The organism is Acinetobacter geminorum, assembly GCF_013009345.1.
GTDB lineage: Bacteria > Pseudomonadota > Gammaproteobacteria > Pseudomonadales > Moraxellaceae > Acinetobacter > Acinetobacter geminorum.
Genome location: NZ_JABELE010000001.1, coordinates 303,512 through 323,897 on the forward strand (window position 1 = coordinate 303,512; position 20,386 = coordinate 323,897).

General features: G+C 38.9%; 19 protein-coding genes. 12 read left to right on the forward strand and 7 right to left on the reverse strand.

The window, feature by feature from the left end:
* Nucleotides 1-4 precede the first annotated feature (4 nt).
* Both HJG58_RS01405 and HJG58_RS01410 read right to left on the reverse strand, forming a co-directional pair.
* Nucleotides 5-793, reverse strand: a complete 789-nt coding sequence (locus HJG58_RS01405; RefSeq protein ID WP_019767978.1) for a crotonase/enoyl-CoA hydratase family protein — start codon at nt 791-793, stop codon at nt 5-7.
* 93 nt (nt 794-886) lie between these two features.
* A complete protein-coding gene (locus HJG58_RS01410) occupies nt 887-3,694 on the reverse strand; it encodes a GacS-like sensor histidine kinase (protein ID WP_086264969.1) in 2,808 nt (935 codons plus the stop codon).
* Between the two features lie 172 nt (nt 3,695-3,866).
* Here HJG58_RS01410 and cysM point away from each other — a divergent pair, with 172 nt between their 5' ends.
* From cysM to HJG58_RS01430, 4 genes are read left to right on the forward strand one after another with little or no spacing between them, the layout of a single operon-like run.
* Nucleotides 3,867-4,799 (forward strand): cysteine synthase CysM, encoded by a 933-nt coding sequence (cysM, locus tag HJG58_RS01415; protein WP_002117176.1) that lies wholly within the window; start codon nt 3,867-3,869, stop codon nt 4,797-4,799.
* A gap of 12 nt (nt 4,800-4,811) precedes the next feature.
* Nucleotides 4,812-5,630: a 3'-5' exonuclease gene (locus HJG58_RS01420; protein ID WP_005066255.1), complete on the forward strand. Its 819-nt coding sequence runs from the start codon at nt 4,812-4,814 to the stop codon at nt 5,628-5,630.
* Nucleotides 5,631-5,639: 9 nt separating this feature from the next.
* Nucleotides 5,640-7,031, forward strand: a complete 1,392-nt coding sequence (rlmD, locus tag HJG58_RS01425) for a 23S rRNA (uracil(1939)-C(5))-methyltransferase RlmD (protein WP_170247672.1) — start codon at nt 5,640-5,642, stop codon at nt 7,029-7,031.
* Between the two features lie 30 nt (nt 7,032-7,061).
* Nucleotides 7,062-9,368, forward strand: a complete 2,307-nt coding sequence (locus tag HJG58_RS01430) for a RelA/SpoT family protein (RefSeq protein ID WP_002117181.1) — start codon at nt 7,062-7,064, stop codon at nt 9,366-9,368.
* Nucleotides 9,369-9,408: 40 nt separating this feature from the next.
* Here HJG58_RS01430 and HJG58_RS01435 read toward each other — a convergent pair whose 3' ends face one another.
* The 5 genes from HJG58_RS01435 to HJG58_RS01455 all read right to left on the reverse strand — a co-directional run bounded on the left by HJG58_RS01435 (nt 9,409) and on the right by HJG58_RS01455 (nt 14,176).
* Nucleotides 9,409-10,413 (reverse strand): CsgG/HfaB family protein, encoded by a 1,005-nt coding sequence (locus HJG58_RS01435; protein WP_170247673.1) that lies wholly within the window; start codon nt 10,411-10,413, stop codon nt 9,409-9,411.
* 70 nt (nt 10,414-10,483) lie between these two features.
* Nucleotides 10,484-11,086 carry a penicillin-binding protein activator LpoB gene (gene lpoB, locus HJG58_RS01440; protein ID WP_046812598.1) on the reverse strand — a complete coding sequence of 201 codons (603 nt, stop codon included), beginning with the start codon at nt 11,084-11,086 and terminating at the stop codon, nt 10,484-10,486.
* A gap of 53 nt (nt 11,087-11,139) precedes the next feature.
* Complete coding sequence (locus HJG58_RS01445) at nt 11,140-11,550, reverse strand: YcfL family putative periplasmic lipoprotein (RefSeq protein ID WP_170247674.1); 411 nt, start codon at nt 11,548-11,550, stop codon at nt 11,140-11,142.
* A gap of 19 nt (nt 11,551-11,569) precedes the next feature.
* Complete coding sequence (locus HJG58_RS01450; RefSeq protein ID WP_133480842.1) at nt 11,570-12,934, reverse strand: COG3014 family protein; 1,365 nt, start codon at nt 12,932-12,934, stop codon at nt 11,570-11,572.
* Nucleotides 12,935-13,402: 468 nt separating this feature from the next.
* A complete protein-coding gene (locus HJG58_RS01455) occupies nt 13,403-14,176 on the reverse strand; it encodes an SDR family oxidoreductase (RefSeq protein WP_170247675.1) in 774 nt (257 codons plus the stop codon).
* Nucleotides 14,177-14,288: 112 nt separating this feature from the next.
* On the opposite strand from HJG58_RS01455, the gene mazG reads away from it, so the two are divergent.
* From mazG to HJG58_RS01495, 8 genes are all read left to right on the forward strand, one after another.
* Entirely contained in the window at nt 14,289-15,095 is an 807-nt protein-coding gene (gene mazG, locus HJG58_RS01460; protein WP_170247676.1) for a nucleoside triphosphate pyrophosphohydrolase, read from the forward strand.
* Nucleotides 15,064-15,468, forward strand: a complete 405-nt coding sequence (locus tag HJG58_RS01465) for a ComEA family DNA-binding protein (RefSeq protein WP_170247677.1) — start codon at nt 15,064-15,066, stop codon at nt 15,466-15,468. The genes mazG and HJG58_RS01465 overlap by 32 nt, the downstream gene beginning before the upstream one ends.
* Before the next feature lie 125 nt (nt 15,469-15,593).
* On the forward strand, nt 15,594-17,057 hold the full coding sequence (pcnB, locus tag HJG58_RS01470; RefSeq protein ID WP_086264971.1) for a polynucleotide adenylyltransferase PcnB: 1,464 nt from the start codon (nt 15,594-15,596) through the stop codon (nt 17,055-17,057).
* On the forward strand, nt 17,054-17,536 hold the full coding sequence (gene folK / locus HJG58_RS01475; protein ID WP_086264972.1) for a 2-amino-4-hydroxy-6-hydroxymethyldihydropteridine diphosphokinase: 483 nt from the start codon (nt 17,054-17,056) through the stop codon (nt 17,534-17,536). The genes pcnB and folK overlap by 4 nt, the downstream gene beginning before the upstream one ends.
* A 45-nt stretch (nt 17,537-17,581) precedes the next feature.
* On the forward strand, nt 17,582-18,391 hold the full coding sequence (gene panB / locus HJG58_RS01480) for a 3-methyl-2-oxobutanoate hydroxymethyltransferase (RefSeq protein WP_002117298.1): 810 nt from the start codon (nt 17,582-17,584) through the stop codon (nt 18,389-18,391).
* 3 nt (nt 18,392-18,394) lie between these two features.
* The gene (panC, locus tag HJG58_RS01485) at nt 18,395-19,243 is read left to right on the forward strand and encodes a pantoate--beta-alanine ligase (RefSeq protein WP_170247678.1); all 849 of its coding nucleotides are present in this window, start codon (nt 18,395-18,397) and stop codon (nt 19,241-19,243) included.
* Nucleotides 19,244-19,266: 23 nt separating this feature from the next.
* Complete coding sequence (gene rapZ, locus HJG58_RS01490; RefSeq protein WP_002117179.1) at nt 19,267-20,118, forward strand: RNase adapter RapZ; 852 nt, start codon at nt 19,267-19,269, stop codon at nt 20,116-20,118.
* Nucleotides 20,115-20,384 (forward strand): HPr family phosphocarrier protein, encoded by a 270-nt coding sequence (locus tag HJG58_RS01495; RefSeq protein WP_000567533.1) that lies wholly within the window; start codon nt 20,115-20,117, stop codon nt 20,382-20,384. The genes rapZ and HJG58_RS01495 overlap by 4 nt, the downstream gene beginning before the upstream one ends.
* Nucleotides 20,385-20,386: the final 2 nt, after the last annotated feature.

Sequence of the window (20,386 nt, forward strand, 5' to 3'; positions counted from 1 at the left end):
CTCTTTATTTATATTGGCGTGGTAAAAAATTAACTTCCGGATGTTTGTCTTTTTTACGAGCAAGTTTGCTATTTTTACCAAGTAATAATTTAAGTTGCCAGATTTTTTCTAGACGTAATGACTTTTCAGGTTGGTGTTCCATTGCATCAAGTACACGTTTTGCTGCAGTTAGGGCATCAGGTGAGCGTTGTAACATTTCAGCAGCTATTTCATTGGCTTTTTCTAGTGGAGAGTTGCTTAAATGAGTCACAAGACCAATTTCTTTTGCATAATTCCCATCAAAAACACGGGCTGTTAAGGTGAGTTCTTTTGCAAGGTCAACACCAATTAAGCCTTTCAATGAGCGAGTAAGTCCCATATCTGGAACTAAGCCCCAACGGCTTTCCATAATCGACATTTTAGTGTCTGGATGAGAGATGCGAATATCAGCTGCTAAGGCAAGTTGCATTCCGGCACCAAAACAATATCCTTCAAGAGCTGCAATCACAGGTACAGGTAAATTTTGCCAAATCAGGAATGCTTTCTGGAATAGACTTTGGCCAGGTTTAACAAGCTCCCAAATGGCAAAAGCGGAGTTTTTCGGATTATTCAGATCAGATAAATCAATTCCAGCACTAAAAACTTGTGCTTCCCCTGTCAAAATCACACAGCGGATATCTCTATCTTTTTTAATGGCTTTTGCTGTTGAAACGAGTTCTTTTAATAAGGCAAAACTCATGGCATTACGTTTATCAGGACGGTTTAGATAAACTGTTGCAATGCCATTATTCTTTTCAATACGTAAAAGTGCCATGAAATTCCCGCTTATTTTTTTATCGATAAGCGGAGCATAACATGGCTGTAATTTGGAAACATGACAGCTCAGTCATACCAGTTGGTAGATATGCTAGTCAGGAATCACCAAGATTTGATGAGCAGCACTTTCAACTTCTTTAACAACAAGTCCTAACTCATCAAAGCGTCTCATAACTTCTTCAATAAATCCTTCATCGGCTATACGGCGTTCTTTGCGTAGTGTTGAAATAAATTGCTCAAAATCACCTGTCACTTGTTGCAGTTTTGGAGTACCTACATAGCGGGTAGCACCATAAAGACGATGTAAAACATGCTCAAGTTGAGGGAAGTCTTCAAGCTCGATGAGCTGCTGCATTTCGTCTAGCTCAGTTGGGAAACTATCAACTAACATTTTAAGTAAATCTTGAGCAAGATCTTCTTTATTTGCTGCAAGCTGCAAACTTTGTTGCCAGTTTAGAATTTCTGGGTCTAATGCTTCTGCAACGACATGATGGTCTTTATCTAGAGCTTTTGATGTAAAGTTGTTTTTGGTCCATTGCGTTAAAATTTGGATAATTTGTTCCATTTGAATTGGCTTGGTAACATAGTCATTCATGCCTACTTTGAGGAGTTTTTGCTTTTCATCAGCAAGGGCATGCGCTGTTAATGCAATAATTGGAAGCTGCATTTCACCATCTAAAGTCGACTCTAATGAGCGAATAGCGCGAGTTGTATCAATACCTGACATAACAGGCATTTGAATATCCATAAATACCAAATCAAATGGTTTAAGCTTCTGGTCAATTCGCTCTTGGATCAGGTTCAGCGCTTCTTGACCGCTGAGAGCTTTAGTTGTTCTAACGTTGAGTTCACCTAGCAAGGCTTCTAAAACAATTAAGTTAGGTAAGTGGTCATCGACTGCCAGAATGTGTAAACCTTGACCATTAAAATCTTGTTGCTCCTCTTCAAAAATAGGCTGATCATTTAATAATTGAATGAGTCCGCTTCGACTTAATGGTTGATATAAAGGGCGAGCACGATATTCATTGAGCATATTTGGCTCAAGTGTCATTTGATAGCCATAGACTGCCAAATTGCCTTGATAACGACTACGGATTTCTTTTAATAACGCTTCAGTATCGCCGCTGTGGTCAACAATGAGCCATGTATTGTCTTTTTGATCAAGATGCTTTAAACGACTAAATAAGTCCAGAATCGATTGTGTCTCGATATGAGGAACATGATAGTTCTCAAGGTAATAACGTAAAACACTTGCTGTAGCAGGGTGGGCAAGATAAGACACCACTTGTAAATGTTCAAAGTGCGGGTGTTCAATCTCGTAATCTTCATCTACCACAAATTGTGCTGTAAACCAGAAGGTCGAGCCCTTTTCTGTTGGGGCGCGTTCTTGGTTATCCTCAAAGCCAATTTGACCATGCATGAGATGGACAAGCTGTTTAGAGATCGCAAGGCCTAAACCTGTACCGCCAAATTGACGTGTAACGGATGCATCACCTTGCGAGAATGATTCAAATAATTTTTTACGGTCAGTTCCGCTTAAACCAATACCACTGTCTTGAACACTAAAATGAAGTAGGCATTGTCCGATATCATCATGTTCCATACGAACACGAACAATAATTTCGCCATCTGGAGTGAACTTAATCGCATTTGAAATCAAATTAGTTAGAATTTGTTTAAAGCGTAAAGCATCACCAATCACTTGTTGTGGAATATTGTCCGCATAATAAAAAGCCATTGCGATATGCTTTTGAGCAGCCAGTGGAGACAGCATATCCATGACATCAAAGACAGCTTCTTCTAAATCAAACGGTGCTGTTTCAAGCTCTAACTTACCGGCATCAATTTTTGAGAAATCTAATACATCATTAATTAATGCTAATAAATGGGCAGATGATTTGCGAATAGTTTGCAGGTAAAGGTTTTGTTCGTTATTTAGATTTTGCTGACGAAGTAATAAATGAATAAAGCCATCAATACTGTTTAGAGGTGTTCGAAGTTCATGACTAATATTGGCAAGGAAAACTGATTTTGCTTGGTTCGATGAAATCGCTTGGTCACGTGCTTGACGATAAGTGATGTTTTGAACTTCTAAGGTATCTAACGTTCTACGTAAGTCTTCTTCGGTTTGTTCGGTGTGTTCTTTTAACTCTAAAAAGCTAAAGTGTAATCGTTTAACAACGTTTGCAATATCTCGCTGTAATAAGCGTAATTCACCTGTACTGTTAATGACCATATGCTGGTCCAACGTGTCTGCATTTAAACGTTGCAACTGCATGCGAATTTCGTACATCGGTGCAATCCAGCGACGCGAGTAAAAATTCAAGCAAAGTAAAAGTAACAATAAGGTCATTAAGCCAGTAATGACGAGGGCAATCAAAATACGGTAACGTGCCAATTCTAGTGGCTGATTATCCATTTCAATGACGAGCCAGACAGGTGCTTTTCCGGGTGTGTCGCTAATCCGCTGTCCATAAATATTGTTGTGGTTATAAGATATTGGACCAAAAAAATTACTACTTTGCGTAAAGTTTGGCCAGTAGCGATTATCGCGATAACCGATACTTAAATAGGTCTGGCCATTACTATCAATTAAAGCAGCACGTTTTAGATTTTTTTCACTAAACATGCTTTGCATGATGTGCTGGGCGTGATCATATTCATCGGGCTCTAGTTCAACAAGCTTATATAAATCGATCGCGATTTGATTGTAGCGAGCTAAAATTGCTGAGGCATGATGTAGCTGTTGTTGTTTTACTGAATGTGAGGTTTCAGTTAAAACCAGAAAAGCACCAACACACGTTAAAATCATGATGGGCACAAAAATAAGAGCAATTAATTGTCCATATGCATGATTCAGACGTAAGCGTTTCGATAAGGTTTTATTGAAATTAGACATGGCTACATCAGATTTATCTCTCTGTAGGGCATCTTATCACGCTTTATTTTAAAACAGACGGCATTTTATAAATGACCGAGCTTTAATCGCTTTCATGAAAAAGCATATTGAAATGGGTGCAGTACCGAGCATTTTTTCATACAATAGGCCCACCTCGATATAGGTGTTGATCATGAGTAATACACAACCTGATTTTTTAGCCGACGAATTTTTGTTAGATCACTATGTAGGTAAGACGCCTCTAGTTCGTTTGCAGCGATTAGCTTCTCATACGCAAGCGATAGTTTTAGCAAAATTGGAAGGTAATAATCCGGCAGGTTCTGTAAAAGACCGTCCTGCATATAACATGATTATGCAGGCAGAAAAACGTGGTCAAATTAAACCGGGTGATACATTAATTGAAGCAACCAGCGGTAATACAGGTATTGCTTTGGCTATGGTTGCGGCAATGCGCGGCTATAAAATGAAACTTATTATGCCGAACAATATGAGCCAAGAGCGTAAAGACGCAATGTTGGCTTATGGCGCAGAGCTGATTGAAGTGACACCACAGCAAGGAATGGAAGGTGCACGTGATTTAGCCTTACAAATGGAAAAAGAGGGTAAGGGGCACGTTTTAAATCAGTTTGGTAATCCTGATAATGTTGAAGCTCATTATCTAACGACTGGTCCTGAAATCTGGAAACAAACAGGCGGTAAAATTACCCATTTTGTGAGTTCAATGGGCACAACAGGTACCATTATGGGTGTTTCTAAATATTTAAAAGAACAAAACCCAGATATTCAAATTGTTGGTTTACAGCCAGCAGACGGATCAAGTATTGCCGGTATTCGCCGTTGGCCAAAAGAATATTTGCCTACTATTTTTGATAGTAGCCGTGTTGATCGTATTATCGATATTCCACAAATTGAAGCTGAAAAAACTATGCGTAAATTAGCTCGTATGGAAGGTGTTAGTGCTGGTACATCTTCAGGCGGTGCAGTTTGGGCATCAATTAAAATTGCAGAAGAAAATCCGGATGCTGTTATTGTTTGCATTATCTGTGACCGTGGCGATCGCTACTTGTCTACAGGTCTGTTTTCAGTACAGGACGATAACTCATAATTGAGAGAAATAATGCGTTTCCCTACCTTAGTTTTTGATATTGAAACTTTAACTGATTTAAAAGCGGGTGCGCATTTATATCATCTTGATTTACCTGAGGCCGATGTAGAGCAAGCATTGACGAAAATCCGTCGCCAAGAATCTGGTATGGACTTTCAGCGTTTGCCTTTACATGAAATTGTTTGTATTTCTGGCTTATGGATCGATGAGTCTGGTTTTCGATTATTTTCTTTTAGTCGAGAACAATATTCTGAAGCAGAAATTTTACAGAAATTTTTATCTATTTTTGATAAGCGCCATCCGACTCTAGTAAGCTGGAATGGTTCACAATTTGATTTACCAGTTATCCTATTTCGCGCTATGTATCATGGGCTATCTGCCCCCGGTCTGTTTGATCAAGGCGAGATTGATAGCCAGAAGCGTTTTAATAATTACCAAAACCGTTATCACCATCGCCATATAGACTTAATGGACGTTATGGCAATGTTTAATGGCCGTAATTTTCAAAAGCTTGACGATATTGCCTGTATTTTAGGTTTGCCGGGTAAGCGTGGTGAGTCGGGTTATCATGTGCCTGAATATGTTCGTAATCAACAGTGGTTAAAATTGACGAGCTATTGTGAAGGGGATGTGCTCAATACATGGTTTATTTATTTGCGTTGGTTAGTACTAAAAGGCCAATTAAATGCAGATGAGCATAACCATTGGATCAGTTCGAGTATTGAATATTTACAGACTATGCCACAGCAAGCCGATTTCCTTGAAGTATGGGAACGTACTTCGAAACATACCGAATTTACTTCTCACTATTTTAATTCTTCAGATTTTTAGGTTCATTCTTTGAAACAACAAGCCAAATCTCGCAACCTTCAACAGCCTGAATATATTTTTCAGGTTGAAACACTTTCTCATGAGGGGCGTGGAATTGCGCATTATGGTTCTCATCCTGAGCACCCTGCAGATAAGCATGGCAAAAAAGTTTTTATTCGTTATGCATTGCCAGGAGAAACTGTAAAAGCTCGGATTACCCATCAAGCGAAGCGTCTTGAAGAAGCTGAAATGTTGCAGTTGTTAGGAGAACCTTCAGCACATCGTATAGAGGCAATTTGTCCTCACTATGGTATCTGTGGGGGTTGTAGCATGCAGCATATTCACCCTGATGAACAAATCCGTTTAAAACAAAATGTACTCCAGTCACATTTACAGCATTTTGCAGGTATTCAACCTGAACAGTGGCTAGAACCGATTCGATCTTTACAAAGTGATTATCGTCGTCGTGCTCGAATAGGCGTGCGCTATTTGCCAAAACCAGATCGCTTAATCATGGGTTTTCGCGAACATCATAGTAATCGTTTAACTTCGATCCATAGCTGTAGTGTTTTGGATAAAAACTTATCAAATAGTCTGCCTGAGTTACGCACTTTACTCCAAAGTCTAAAAGGCAAAGCGCACATTGGTCATGTAGAATTAGCAAAAGGTGATAATGAAATTTCTTTATTGGTTCGTCATGTAGAAAAATTAAACAATTCTGATGTCAACCAATTAAAGCAATTTGCGTTACACAAAGGGTGGCAGTTGTATTTGCAACCTAAAGGTCCTGAAAGCATTCATCGTATTGATGATGAACAAGGTGCTTTACGTTTACACTATGCCTTAGAAAGGTTTAATGTAAATTTTGCTTTTTCGCCATTGGATTTTACTCAGGTCAATGCCACAGTAAATGAACAGATGGTTCAATTGGCATGTGAATTGCTTCAATTGCAACCAGGTGAAAAGGTACTTGATCTATTTTGCGGTTTGGGCAATTTCTCACTCCCGTTAGCACGATGTGTTGGTGAGAGTGGTCAGGTTGTCGGTGTTGAAGGGAGTGAAGAAATGGTGCAGCGAGCAACAGCTAATGCGAGATGCAATAGTTTGGTGCAAGCAACCTTCTTTTCACAAGATTTAACAAAAGATTTTTCGCATCATTCTTGGGCAAATCAAGGATTTGATGCATTATTGATTGATCCTCCTCGTGCTGGTGCATATGAAATTATGCAGTATGTATCAAATTTTGGAGCAAAAAGAATCGTTTATGTATCATGTAATCCAGCTACACTGGCAAGGGATGCGGGTGTTTTGGTCCAATATGGTTACCAGTTAAAAAAAGCAGCAGTGATGGACATGTTTACGCATACCGAACATGTTGAATCCATTGCACTATTTGAAAAAATTCAAGAGATAAACGATTAAAAACATGAGTTACATATTGAGGAGAATGGTATGGTCACAGTACGTGAACAGTTACCTGAACAACTAACCGAGTTGTCAGAGGAAACGACTGTAGAGCATGCCGCCGAAACGCAAATCGGTTTAGCCTCATGGTTGGATCGGGTGCGTGAAATATTAGATGGGGCGGAGCTTGAACAACTTGAAAAAGTCGCTCATTTAACCCTGCAAAAAGAGTTAGATTCAACGGTTAATCATCGTTCCAATACTTTTGCTACAGGCGTTGGAATGGCCGACATTCTGGCACATCTCCATGTAGATGAAGATACTTTATCAGCAGCAATGCTTTATCGTAGTGTGCGTGAAGGCATTACCGATATAGAAGAAGTAAAACAGAAATTCGGGGAGCAAGTTTACAACCTTGTCAAAGGTACTTTGGCAATGGGTAAACTCTCAGAACTTATTGAAAAAAATAAACGGTTAGAAGATCACTTTAATAATAATCAACGAGAACATTTAAGCGGCATTTATAAAATGCTGATTTCGGTGACCGAAGATGTTCGTGTTGTTTTAATTAAGTTGGCTGAGCGTACTTATTCTTTGCGAGAGCTTGCAAATTCCTCTCGTGAACGCCAAGAACGTGTAGCGCGTGAAATTCTTACTATTTATTCGCCGTTGGCACATCGACTTGGTATTGCTCAGCTTAAATGGGAACTTGAAGATCTTGCATTTCGCTATTTGGCACCAGATCGTTATAAAGAGATTGCTTCATTACTCAATGAAAAGCGTTTAGAGCGTGAGCATTACATTCAGTTCGTCATTGACCGTTTGAAAAATGAGTTAGCGTCTTACGGCATTGAAGCTGAAATTACAGGGCGTGCAAAACACATTTATTCGATTTATCGAAAAATGAAGAGCAAAAACCTGAGCTTCGACCAACTTTATGACATTCGTGCTTTACGTGTGTTGGTCAATAGTGTGCCAGAGTGCTACCACTCTTTAGGTATCGTACATCAAATCTGGCGTCATATTCCGCACCAGTTTGATGACTATATTACCAACCCGAAAGCCAATGGTTATCGTTCTTTGCATACAGCTGTAATTGCTGAAAATAAATCTCTTGAAGTGCAAATTCGTACTCATGAGATGCATGATGAAGCAGAGTTAGGCGTATGTTCACACTTTAACTATAAAGAAGGTTCAAAGAATACCGACCATTCTTTTAACCATCGTTTGCATTCATTACGTGCTGTTTTAGAACATTATCAAGAACGTAATGAAACGACGGTACATCAAAACGAAGATGAAACAGAAGGCTTTGAACAGTTACAAGACTTTGAAGGCTTTGAAAAGATTTATGTTTTCAGTCGCGATGGTGATATTAAAGAATTGCCGCGTGGCTCAACAGTTTTAGATTTTGCCTATCATGTGCATACAGAAGTAGGGAATAAGTGTTATGCAGCGCGGGTCAACCAGCGTTATGTACCACTTACCTATACTTTAAAAACAGGTGAACAGGTTGAAATTTTAACTAAAAAAGATCGTGAACCAAACCGTGACTGGTTGGTGAACTCTCTGGGTTATATCAAAACCTCTCGTGCACGTGACAAGTTGCGTCATTGGTTTAGACAGCAAGACCGTAGTAAGAATCTTGAAGTAGGCCGAGAACTGCTTAATAAAGAGTTGGCTCGTCTTGCGATTCACCCAAAAAGTATCGACCTAAATGATTATTCATCACATTTTAATGTGAAGACTGGCGACGATATTTTGGTGAATCTGGTCAGTGGCGATATTAGCTTACATGCCCTGATTAATCAGGTGAACCGCCAAATGCATCTAGATCAGGATGAGCCTGAACTAGTACTTAAACCAACATTAAATCCACGTGCCAGCCATACGCTATCAGCACATGGCATTTTAATTGATGGCTTAGATAATGTAGAGCTGCACATCGCTCAGTGCTGTCAGCCGGTGCATGGTGAATCAATCGCTGGATATATTACTTTGAACCGTGGTGTCAGCATCCATAAAGTCATTTGTTCTGACTATCAACGTATGATTAAGCAAGAGCCAGAGCGTGCTGTTGAAGCTGATTGGGAAATGCAGCCAACACGTGGTCAAAGCGTTCAAATTGTGGTGGAAGCTTATGATCGTCGTGGTCTGCTTAAAGACTTAACTCAGGTGATTTTCTCTGACCAAATCAATATTCGTCAGGTTAATACAATTTCTGAGGCCGATGGTATTGCTAATATGAAGTTGCTCATTGAGGTTAAAGGTTTAGCACAGCTTTCTCGCTTATTGGCTCGCCTAGAGCAGCAACCGGGAATTATTAGTGCTCGACGCATGATTCAAGGCGTTTAATAAATTAAGTAAAAAGGCTGTCAAATGACAGCCTTTTTATTTACCAGCGAATTGGTTTTTCGCTAGAACCTGAAGGAAGATCTGCATCTGATAATGGTGAAGAATTTACCTCATTATCAAAACTATCTTCGTTTTGAGAGTAATGATTTGATTTCAAAGATAAACCACGCAATACATCATTAACGACTTGATCTGCGAAAATTTCGGTACTAGAAGGTGGGGTATCTTGTGTGACTAAATTACCAACATTTGCTTGTGGTGGCTGCTTAATAGAACCAGCTGCTGCAATTTTGCCTGTATTTACTTCAATTACACGCCAGTTTAATTTAATCGCATCACGTTCGGCTGGAACTGCGCCGTAAAAAGATTGACCTTGAACCGTGCGGGCTTCATTAATTCTACCAACAAGAATATAGTCTGCACCCACTTTTTGGGCAATTCTTGCCATTTCGGATGGCGCACCATCCCAAGCGAGGAATGCATTTTCGCTTGCCATCTCTTCAATATAATCTCGACTTACTAAACTTAGTTGTCGTGAATTTGCCATTTGCGTACCAATTAGATCCGCTACTTCCTGCACAAACTCATATGGGTCTTCACCCGATGCTAAGTTAAATTTTGACTCAACTACTTGAAAAGGAAAAACTGCGATTCTTCGTAAATGTTGATCAGCTACATTTGATTGATATTTACTAATATAAGCTCGAACGCGGGCTTTATAATTTTTACCTGAACCAGAAACACTAAGCACTTGAAAACGGTTAATTGCACCTGAAGACTCTGTTTGTACACTGAACACAGGTGAGCTTTTGCCTTGATATGACCAGTGGTGATCTGTCATAACCATATTAACTTCTTCAGCCATCCCCATTTGTGAACTTACTTTTGTTCCATTCACAGATTGAGCTGCTGTTAATAAAGCTTCTGCAATAGCTTGTTGCTGGGTTGGTCCACTACCTGAAGCTTCTTTCATCACTTCTTGTAGCGCGGCAAAACTTGAGGTGGCAGTAAGACTTAATAGTACTGCGCAAAATATTTTTCTCATAAAGGCTCTTTTTATTTATAGAGCATAGCAATTAATAATTGCCATGCTATAAAGGATTATTTAGAAAAGCTTATAAGCCGAATGTAGATTTTTTTGCAGATTTGCGAATTTCTTTTTCACTGGTCCATTCAACGATTCCAGTTTTTAAATTCAGTAGTTTTAAAGTGAATTTATAGTAAACATCACTCTTGCCGCCCGAGTTTTTAACGATGCTAGATAAATTACCATTCAGCATATACTCAGCACCAATCTGTGTGCCGGATTTTACGGCAGTGCGTTTATCTACCATTCCGCTACGTTGTTGATAAGCCATCTGGTCTGCTACTGCACCCACAGAAGTCATGTCTACAAAGCGGAATTTTCCTGAATTGATTAGACGGTTTTGAATCGTATCGGTAATAGACTCTGTATCGATATGCTCTTGAGATTTGTTCTTAATTTTATCAACAAATAAAACAGGACGACGATTTTTTGTCATATCAATAATTGGTGGGAAGGCAAGCATGTCATCCACCATTTTTGTCGCAATTTGCTGTAAATCTGTAGAACCAAAATCTTTTGTTAAAGTTTCAACAGATTGCGCATCACCATAGCTAACTGTTTGTGAAGCACAACCAGAAAAAAGTGCAGCGCTACTCATTGCTGTAATCATGAATAGTGATTTAATTTTCATTAAAATGTCCTGTATCTATCTTTAAATAATGTTGTGAATTTAGGTTTAAAAACTTAATCTTTTTTCATGTAAATCAATACATCGACTGCACTAGGGTTAGGTGCAACTGACTGAACAGTTTTAACTTCACGACCTTGTAAGCTAATAGGTTTCCAAATTGCGCCTTCTGGATTAATTTCAGTTCCTTCCGCATCAAACCATACAATTTTGTATTGGAAGTCTTGGGCATAGAACCAACCATTTTTTAGAGCAAGGGATGCGCGCTTAATATCGCCTAAAGACGTCATGTTGACGCGACTAACACCAATCCGGGTAGCTAAAATCGGGTTGTTAGTTTGAGTGCGGACAGTACTCTGACCTGTGGTAATGTCAGTTTTTGTTTGCATAGCATTTGGAGCTGTACAACCTGTAAAAAACGCAGATGCAATTGAGAGTAGGCTCAAATAAATTACGGCCTTTTTCATTTTGAATATCCTTTAATCATTAATGAGTAATAGCAAAACTATCGGTTAAAATTTCTTGATTTGCTTCTATGCCATGAATAAACACAGTTTGATTTGGTTTCACATCAATATTGAGTTCTTGAGTCATATAGCCATTTTTTAGTTGGATAGTATGAGTGCCTGTTGGCAAAGTGAGACGGGCAACTTGAGCATTACTTGGTAGAGTATTCCACGCACGAACATCGGCTTTTTCAGAAGCTGTGTTGTAGATGTTCCCAGCAATTTGACCAATAGCCCCTAGGTGATTCCCAAGTTCTTTTTGGACCATATATTTTGCTGTTGTGCGCGCAATTTGCGATGTCATATTGGCAGCTACATTTTCTTTTAATGTTTTTACAGCTAATGCACCTATATCAGTTAAGGTAGAGGTGCTAGTCATAGGTCTACCATTTACAAGTACCTGAAGACTAGTAGGGCTTTTATAAGTAGAAGGGTTGTAGCTAGCAAATGAAACATTGATCAGGCCGTTTGGAGTAGGCAATGCAAATGTATTGGGTATTTTTTGAGGTACTAGGCCTTGCTCTAAGAAAATTACAACTGGATATTGTTGAGATTTTTTACCTGAAGACATGTCTAAGCGTTTAACATCATTTTTGATGAAGTCATTAGGCTGCAATTCATAAGCTTTTTTGAAGTCAACGAGAGCATCGTTTTCTTCTCCTAATGCTTCCCAAAGAGTGGCTGCCATGTAAAATGCATAAGCATTTTGATATGTATTTTTAACTTTCCCAGCAATTGTATCTAGGCCAGCAAAAGCTTCGTCAAAGTTCTGATTATGATCGGAACCAGCTTTTTCTTTAGCTTTTTCAGCTTCCTTCGTGTGGGCAAGTTCAATTTCACGCTGAATACGTTGGGCGATACGCATTTCTACACCAGCGCTTTCTGGATTATTGAGAGCCATAAAATTTATGGCTTGATAAACATGTGCTAAAACTTGTTCATATTCTGGGATTTTGTAAGGAATAACACTGTCATTACTTACAAGTGAGAGAGCTTTAAATCCGAGTTCTGAGGCACTGATTTTTGCTTTATTATTTCTTTGTTCTAACAGTACAAACGCAGCTTCAAAGGATTTCTTACTTTCTTCATATTGATGATTAGCTTGTTGTAAGCGACCTTTTTCAAGTAGGTAGAGTGCAGCATCGCTCCCTTTAGCTTTTTTCTCTAAAAATTTATGAGTTTCTTCTGGAATGGGTTGCGTGAGGTTTGCACGGAAGCTCTGAGCGGTTTGATTGTAGTCATCAAAAAAGCCAGCTTGAGCAGTAGGTAAAACACTGCTAAATAGAATAGCCAGAAGAGTTTTTTTGTGTCGTTGTGATTGCTTAATTATTGAAAAATCTGTCACAAAAAATACTCACAAGTTTACAAAAATAAACGAACTATAATTTTGTAAAGTGAGTATTTCAATAATTTTATTAACTATTAGTTTTATTTGTTCTATTGAAGAGTAAACGCAAAGCCTTATCTAATATAGCGTTAAAGGTTTTTGAAGCTTTATATTTTAAGTGTTTGTTTGTTTGAAAAATAATCTAATTAAGTTTTTATAATAATTTTAATCTTAGCTTTTAAGTTTTATTTATCGCTTTAATCAGAATTAATTGGATTCTTAAATTTAAATAATTGATATGTTTATTTTTTTAATATTCATCTTTTTTATTTGAAGGTTTTTTAATTAATAAGTGATGATATGTATTTTATTGAAGCCTTTTGATTTAGAGTAACTTAAAAAAGTGTTTCTCGATTGTTGTATTATAAATATATATAAAATTGTTTTGGTAAAAAGGCTGTCAAATGAGAGCCTTTTTATTGCAAATTATTTTCTAGATAAATAGATGTTGGTTAGTCGATTTACAAACTGAGGGCTTAAAGTTGAGAGCTGATAAAGCAGTTTGGTTTTTATACCCACTGGAGTATGGGTAGGCGTCCAGAAATGAGCCTTTTTCTCTACAAGCGTAAGCACCTGCTGAGCAATATCATTTGGGGTTAAATCTATCCCCATATTCTGAATGGTGCCTGTATCCATATTGTTAACCATTGCAGTTTGTACAAATAGCGGCATCACATCTAAAACGCGAATACCATATTTTTTCCATTCCACATCTAAACCTTCAGTAATTCCACGAACTGCAAATTTACTAGCCGAATAAGAAATCAAATCAGCTTGCCCATAAATTGCAGAAGCTGATGACAGATTAATGACGCGTGCAAAAGAAGCTTGCTTTAAGTAAGGGAGAGCAGCGTGACAGCCATTGATTACGCCGTTTACATTAATATTTATTGTTCTTTGGTGAGCTTTAATATCAGTCGTTTCAAAAGCACCAGAATATAAAATACCTGCATTATTTACCAAGATATTAAGTTCACCAGCCCATTCGGTAAATTCTTTTAATATGTGTTGCCACTGGCTGTAATCACTTACATCTAGATAGCCGGCACGGGCATTGGGGCCTAAGTCATTTGCTAGTTCCTGAGCAAGCGATTCATTAATATCGTAAATGCCTACTTTATATCCTTGTTTGTAGAATACGCGTGCAATTTCAGCCCCAATACCTTGAGCGGCACCACTAATCAGAATACTGTATCTCATCTTTTTTCTCTTTGTCAGTACAATAGTGCGACTGATTTAATCGCTTTGATTTTGATCATAACAAATTAAAATCTTAGTTTGACTGACCGACTTTTTAAACTTGAGGGTTACCATGGATAAATTGCTTAAAATCATGCAAGAGTTACGTGAAAAATGTCCGTGGGATCAACAACAAACCCCAATGTCACTGACTAAATATGCGATTGAAGAAGCATATGAAGTCGAGGCGGCCATCCGCCATGGCGATATTAATGAAATTAGAAATGAACTAGGCGATTTGTTATTACAGGTTGTGTTTCAATCACAAATGTTTAGTGAGCAAGGCGCTTTTAACTTTCAAGATGTTGTTGAGGCAATAAGTGAAAAGTTAATACGCCGCCATCCACATGTTTTTCAGGCAGATCAATTTAATAATTTAACGCCAGAGCAAGTAAGTAAGCTTTGGAAACAAATTAAACAGCAAGAAAAACAAGGCAAGCCGCAATCAAGATTAGATGAAATAAAGCATGGGCCAGCATTGTTACAGGCGCAAGAAATTCAAACAAATGTAGCTAAGGTTGGGTTTGATTTCGAAACGGTAGAAGATGCGTATGAAAAACTAGAAGAAGAGTTGGATGAGTTTAAGCAGGCCCTAAAAAATCAAAATATTGATGAAATTCAAGACGAATTTGGAGATTGCCTGTTTTCATTAGTCAATGTTGGACGTAAACTTGCGATATCAAGTGAAGCATCACTTTTATCAACAATACATAAATTTAGAAGCCGTTTTGCTTTTATTGAAGATCAAGCGAAAAAACAGCAAAGAACATTAGAAGACATGACACTGTCTGAAATGGATGAATTGTGGAATCAGGCAAAGCGGCAGTTAAAGTTAGGGGAAAAAACACATGCAATTCAGCATGAATCTTTGGAAAAATAAGCACAATATTTTCATTATTTTATTTTGGAGCCTGATCTCATCAACGCTAGTTCAGGCTCAATCTTTTGATCAAAATTTTAAGGAGTGGAAGGTTAAACAGCAGATGTATGATCAGAAGTTGAGCATGCAACACGCCTCTCATTCTAATAGTCCAAAAAGCTCAGTTATGACTGATTCATCAGGACAAATTCATTTGAATCAAGCCAATATTGATGAGCTCCAAAAGCTAAAAGGTATTGGTGAGAAAAAGGCTCAGGCGATTGTAGAATACCGTCAAAAGAATGGCGGCTTTAAAAATATTGATGAATTTAAAAACGTAAAGGGTATTGGTCCAGCCATTTTTGAAAAGAATAAAACACGGTTGGCTTTATAAATCATCTTTCTGTCAATTATCATTTCATGCGCAAACTACAGAGAATCAAATTGCCCTTTGTGTGCGTTAGAGCTATGATTAGCGACAACTTGTTATTTACGTCCTGACGTAGGAGACAGCGTCTTTTGCAAACCTTGCGAGCGTCAAAATGTGGTTTGTCCACAGCCCAACTTCCTTCTTCGATTTTAGATGTGATCGATAGCCTGACTAAAGCTGGCTATGAAGCTTATATTGTTGGGGGTGGTGTCCGTGATTTAATGCTAGGGCTTAATCCTAAAGATTTCGATGCAGTCACTAATGCAACACCTTCCCAGATTAAAGAAGTTTTTGGTCGACGTTGTCGAATCATTGGCCGTCGATTTGAATTAGCACATGTCTATTCAGGGCGTGAGCTTATTGAAGTTGCAACCTTCCGTGCTCCTCCAAAAAAAGCAGTCACCAGTGCTTCAGGCATGATTTTACGTGACAATAACTGGGGAACCATCGAACAAGACTTTGCTCGCCGTGACTTTTCAATCAATACGCTATATTACCAACCGCGTAAGAGTATTGTGCTTGATTTCTGCAAAGCAATTGATGATGTAAAAAATAAAACTCTACGTTTATTGGGCGATCCGGCACAGCGCTTCGAAGAAGACCCAGTGCGTATGCTGCGAACTCTACGTTTTGCAGCCAAGTTAAATTTCAAAATTGACTCAGATATTCTCAATATATTTGATGCAGAGATGACGCAACTATTGCGTGATGTTTCTCCGCATCGTTTATATGATGAATCTCAGAAGCTCTTTACAATGGGACATTTGGCGCGTGTTTTGCCAATGTTGATTGAATTTGGTGTTTGGAAACAACTCTTTGCCGATATTCAGCCTAACCTCACTCCATTTATTTTAAGAGCAGCAAAGAATACAGATCAACGTATTCAGGTTGGTAAAACAATTAACCCTGCTTTTTTCTATGCAGTCTTATTGTGGCAACCATTTTTAGAGCGTTGTGAATTTTATTTATCTAAAGGTGTGGTACCAGCTGAAGCTCGTGCACAAGCTGGTTTAGATGTCTTAAAACGTCAAGCAACCCGCACAGTGATTCCTCGTTTTGCAGAAACTTTTATTCGTGAAGTTTGGGAAATGCAGACCCGTTTGCTTAATCCGAAACCACAGCAAATTGAAGCATTGGCTGGACACGCGCGTTTCCGAGCTGGTTTTGACTTCTTGTTACTTCGTGAAAAGTCAGGTGATGACACTACGCAAGGAATGGGAAGCTGGTGGGAAGCCTACCAAGAAATGTCGAATGACGAAAAAGAAGCAGCAATTAGCCAGTACAATCGTCAGAAGGCTAGAAACCGTCGTAAAGCTGTTGCTGAACCTGTTGAAAACAATAAAGTTGAGATGGAAATCGAACCTTTGGTTGATATTCCTGAACCACGCAGCCGTCGTGGGAAAAAAGAACGTGCTCGACAAGAACAATCGATGGGTCGTTTCGTTGAAAAAGCCACTGCTTCAGAAGCTGGGGTGATGGGCGACCATCCGATTTTGAAGCGTAAGCGAGTACAACGCGATTTAAGCCAAGTTATTTTTGGGCCAACGCAATGACAACGAAGACCTATATTGGTTTAGGAAGTAATTTAGGCGATTCACGCCAAATCTTATCTGAAGCCATTACTAAGCTTAAAACTTTAGGTGAAGTGAAAGTTTCTAAACTTTATCAAAGTCCGCCTATGGGCCCTCAAGATCAACCAAATTATTTAAATGCAGTTGCAGAGCTAAATACGGATCTCACGCCTTTAGATTTGTTAGACCAGTTACAGCGATTTGAGCAAGAGGCTGGTCGTGTACGCCTTCGTCGTTGGGGGGAGCGTACATTAGATCTGGATTTGCTTATATATGGTGATAAAAAAATTCAAAATGAGCGCTTAACTGTGCCACACATTGGAATTCTAGAGCGAGATTTCGTTGTAATTCCTTTATTAGATTTAGACGCTGATTTACATATTAATGATCAGCCACTTAAAAATTTAGAACTCATACAGCAGCCCACGCTGACTGTACTTGCTGATGAGTCTTGGGCTTAGAGCCTGACTTATTACGTTCTGCAAACTCCTGTAGAGGATACCATCATGATTAGTCTAAGTGACTTAAGAAAATTTAAAGCCGAAGGACGTAAGTTCTCTTGTCTAACTTGTTACGATGCGAGTATGGCAAAAGCAATGGAACTTGCTGAAATTGATACAATCTTAATTGGTGATTCTCTTGGAATGGCAATTCAAGGTCGTGACTCAACTTTACCTGTAACTGTTGAGGACATGGCTTATCATACAGCGGCTGTGCGTCGCGGTAACCAGCATGCTTTGATTATGACTGACTTACCATTTATGAGTTATGCCACCTTAAATGATGCTTTGCAAAACGCAAGAACAGTTATGCAAGCTGGTGCCCAGATGATCAAAATCGAAGGCGGCGCTTGGCTAAGTGAAACTGTACAAGTGTTAACTCGTAATGGTGTACCTGTGTGCGTACATTTAGGTTTAACTCCTCAATCTGTACACGTATTTGGCGGTTACAAATTACAAGCTAAAACACGTGAAGCAGCTGATCAACTTATTGCTGACTGTACGGCAGTGGTTGAAGCTGGCGCAGCAGTTCTATTGCTTGAATGTGTTCCTGCTCAGTTGGGACAAGAAATTGCTGAACTATTTCCAAATACACCTGTGATTGGTATTGGTGCGGGTAATGCGACTGATGGTCAGGTACTTGTAGTACAGGACATGCTTGGTTTAACTTTTGGTCGAGTTGCGCGTTTTGTCCGTAACTTTATGAAAGAACAATCTGGAGAAACAGCAATCCTAGACGCTTTTAAAGCTTTTCATGCTGCCGTGCAGGATCAGTCATTTCCAGCCAAAGAACATACTTTCCACGTTGAGCTGTAATTCATGAAAACAGAAACCACCATACAAGGTCTTGCAGCTTCTTTAAATCCTGCTAGAGCTGCGCGTAAAATTATTGGTTTTGTCCCAACAATGGGAAATCTACATGAAGGACATCTCACACTTGTTCGTGAAGCGAAAAAGTTATGTGATGTTGTGGTTGTTAGTATCTTCGTAAATCCAACTCAATTTGGACCGGGTGAAGATTTTGATAACTATCCTCGTACTTTAGAACAAGATAGTCGTCTATTAGCCGATGTCGGTTGTGACATTATTTTTGCACCATCAGTTGAGCAAATGTACGGTACTCAGCCACGTTTAACCAATATAAGTGTTAGCCAAATTACTGATGCTTTATGTGGTAGTTCACGTCCTGGGCATTTTGATGGCGTAGCTTTGGTAGTAACCAAACTCTTTAATATTGTGCAACCTAACTATGCTTTCTTTGGTCAAAAAGATTATCAGCAGTTAGCAGTGATTCGTCAGTTTGTACAAGACTTAAATATCCCGCTCGAAGTAATTGGTGTGCCAATTGTTCGTGCAGCAGATGGCTTGGCTCTTAGTTCAAGAAATGGTTATTTAAGTCCTGAGCAACGTCAGGTCGCTCCGGTTATTTATCAGAGTTTAAAGCAAGCTGAGCAGCATTTACATCAAGGCAAAGATCTACAACAAGTTTTAGAAGATATCAAAACTCAGTTGACAGATAATGGGTTTGTTGTGGATTATGTCGAAGCTCGTCAGTCAAATCTGTTACCTGCTACTCAGTTTGATCGTGATATTGTGTTGTTCGTCGCGGCAAAATTGGGTGCAACTCGTTTGATTGATAATTTAGAAGTTGCCTTTACACCCCAATAAACAGATCAAAGGACAGCCATGCCATGAAGCGTATACTTATCGTGACAGGACAGTCTGGTTCAGGAAAATCTTCGGCGCTCCAAGTGTTAGAAGATTTGGGCTATTACTGTATTGATAATTTGCCTTTGGCATTGCTGCCCGAAATTGTGGCAAAGCTAGATCATGAAAATAATCTAGAGCAGTTGGCATTAGGTGTGGATGTTCGAAGCACTCGTGCAGATATGCAAGAGTTCGATCATGTTTTTGAGCAACTACAAAAACATGGCACAGTTGATGTGATTTATCTGACTACGCAAGATCAGGATTTGATTGCACGTTTTAGTGCATCGCGTCGTCCGCATCCATTGGCTAATCGTTTTAAAAGTCTGTTGCAATGTATTCATGAAGAAAAGCAGTTACTGCTCCCAATTCAGTTCCGCGCTACGGTTCATATTGATACAACAGATAAAAGTGTTCATGATCTAAAGCATATTTTACTGTCTAAATTGGGGCAGTCAGATAAGCTCATCGTGATATTGCAGTCATTTGGATATAAACATGGCATTCCTTTAGATGCTGATTATGTTTTTGATGTACGGCATTTACCAAATCCGCATTGGGATTTAGAATTGAGACGTTTTTCTGGTTTGGATGAGCCAGTAAGACTATTTTTAGAAGCAAGTCCGCAAGCAAACGAAATGTTTGATGATATTCTTCACTTCTTAAAAAAATGGCTTCCAGCATTTGCTGAAGGACATCGTCACTATATGACGATTTCTATTGGTTGTACTGGTGGTCAACATCGTTCCGTTTATATCGTAGATAGACTAAAACAAGCACTTGAGGCAGAATGGTCTGTTCAGGTCTTACACAGAGAAATGAAGCACTGGTCATGATAGACACAACTGTTGATGTAATTAATAAACTCGGTTTACATGCTCGTGCATCAGGAAAACTGATAGAGGTCACTACAAAATTTCGTTCGTCGATCCAAATTGGAAAAGGCGATCATTTAGTAGATGCAAAAAATATTATGTCTTTGCTGATGTTAGGTGCAGGTAAAGGGACCACTTTGCGATTGGTCATTGATGGTACCGACGAAGAGCAGGCATTAAATGAAGTACAGGCGTTATTCGCCGCAAAATTTTATGAGGCAGATTAATC

What these genes read in the sequence shown, in the direction of transcription:
- HJG58_RS01405 (WP_019767978.1), bottom strand. Translation starts at nt 793, where the DNA reads ATGGCACTTTTACGTATTGAAAAGAATAATGGCATTGCAACAGTTTAT.
- HJG58_RS01410 (WP_086264969.1), bottom strand. Translation starts at nt 3,694, where the DNA reads ATGTCTAATTTCAATAAAACCTTATCGAAACGCTTACGTCTGAATCAT.
- cysM (WP_002117176.1), top strand. Translation starts at nt 3,867, where the DNA reads ATGAGTAATACACAACCTGATTTTTTAGCCGACGAATTTTTGTTAGAT.
- HJG58_RS01420 (WP_005066255.1), top strand. Translation starts at nt 4,812, where the DNA reads ATGCGTTTCCCTACCTTAGTTTTTGATATTGAAACTTTAACTGATTTA.
- HJG58_RS01430 (WP_002117181.1), top strand. Translation starts at nt 7,062, where the DNA reads ATGGTCACAGTACGTGAACAGTTACCTGAACAACTAACCGAGTTGTCA.
- HJG58_RS01435 (WP_170247673.1), bottom strand. Translation starts at nt 10,413, where the DNA reads ATGAGAAAAATATTTTGCGCAGTACTATTAAGTCTTACTGCCACCTCA.
- lpoB (WP_046812598.1), bottom strand. Translation starts at nt 11,086, where the DNA reads ATGAAAATTAAATCACTATTCATGATTACAGCAATGAGTAGCGCTGCA.
- HJG58_RS01445 (WP_170247674.1), bottom strand. Translation starts at nt 11,550, where the DNA reads ATGAAAAAGGCCGTAATTTATTTGAGCCTACTCTCAATTGCATCTGCG.
- HJG58_RS01455 (WP_170247675.1), bottom strand. Translation starts at nt 14,176, where the DNA reads ATGAGATACAGTATTCTGATTAGTGGTGCCGCTCAAGGTATTGGGGCT.
- mazG (WP_170247676.1), top strand. Translation starts at nt 14,289, where the DNA reads ATGGATAAATTGCTTAAAATCATGCAAGAGTTACGTGAAAAATGTCCG.
- HJG58_RS01465 (WP_170247677.1), top strand. Translation starts at nt 15,064, where the DNA reads ATGCAATTCAGCATGAATCTTTGGAAAAATAAGCACAATATTTTCATT.
- folK (WP_086264972.1), top strand. Translation starts at nt 17,054, where the DNA reads ATGACAACGAAGACCTATATTGGTTTAGGAAGTAATTTAGGCGATTCA.
- panB (WP_002117298.1), top strand. Translation starts at nt 17,582, where the DNA reads ATGATTAGTCTAAGTGACTTAAGAAAATTTAAAGCCGAAGGACGTAAG.
- panC (WP_170247678.1), top strand. Translation starts at nt 18,395, where the DNA reads ATGAAAACAGAAACCACCATACAAGGTCTTGCAGCTTCTTTAAATCCT.
- rapZ (WP_002117179.1), top strand. Translation starts at nt 19,267, where the DNA reads ATGAAGCGTATACTTATCGTGACAGGACAGTCTGGTTCAGGAAAATCT.
- HJG58_RS01495 (WP_000567533.1), top strand. Translation starts at nt 20,115, where the DNA reads ATGATAGACACAACTGTTGATGTAATTAATAAACTCGGTTTACATGCT.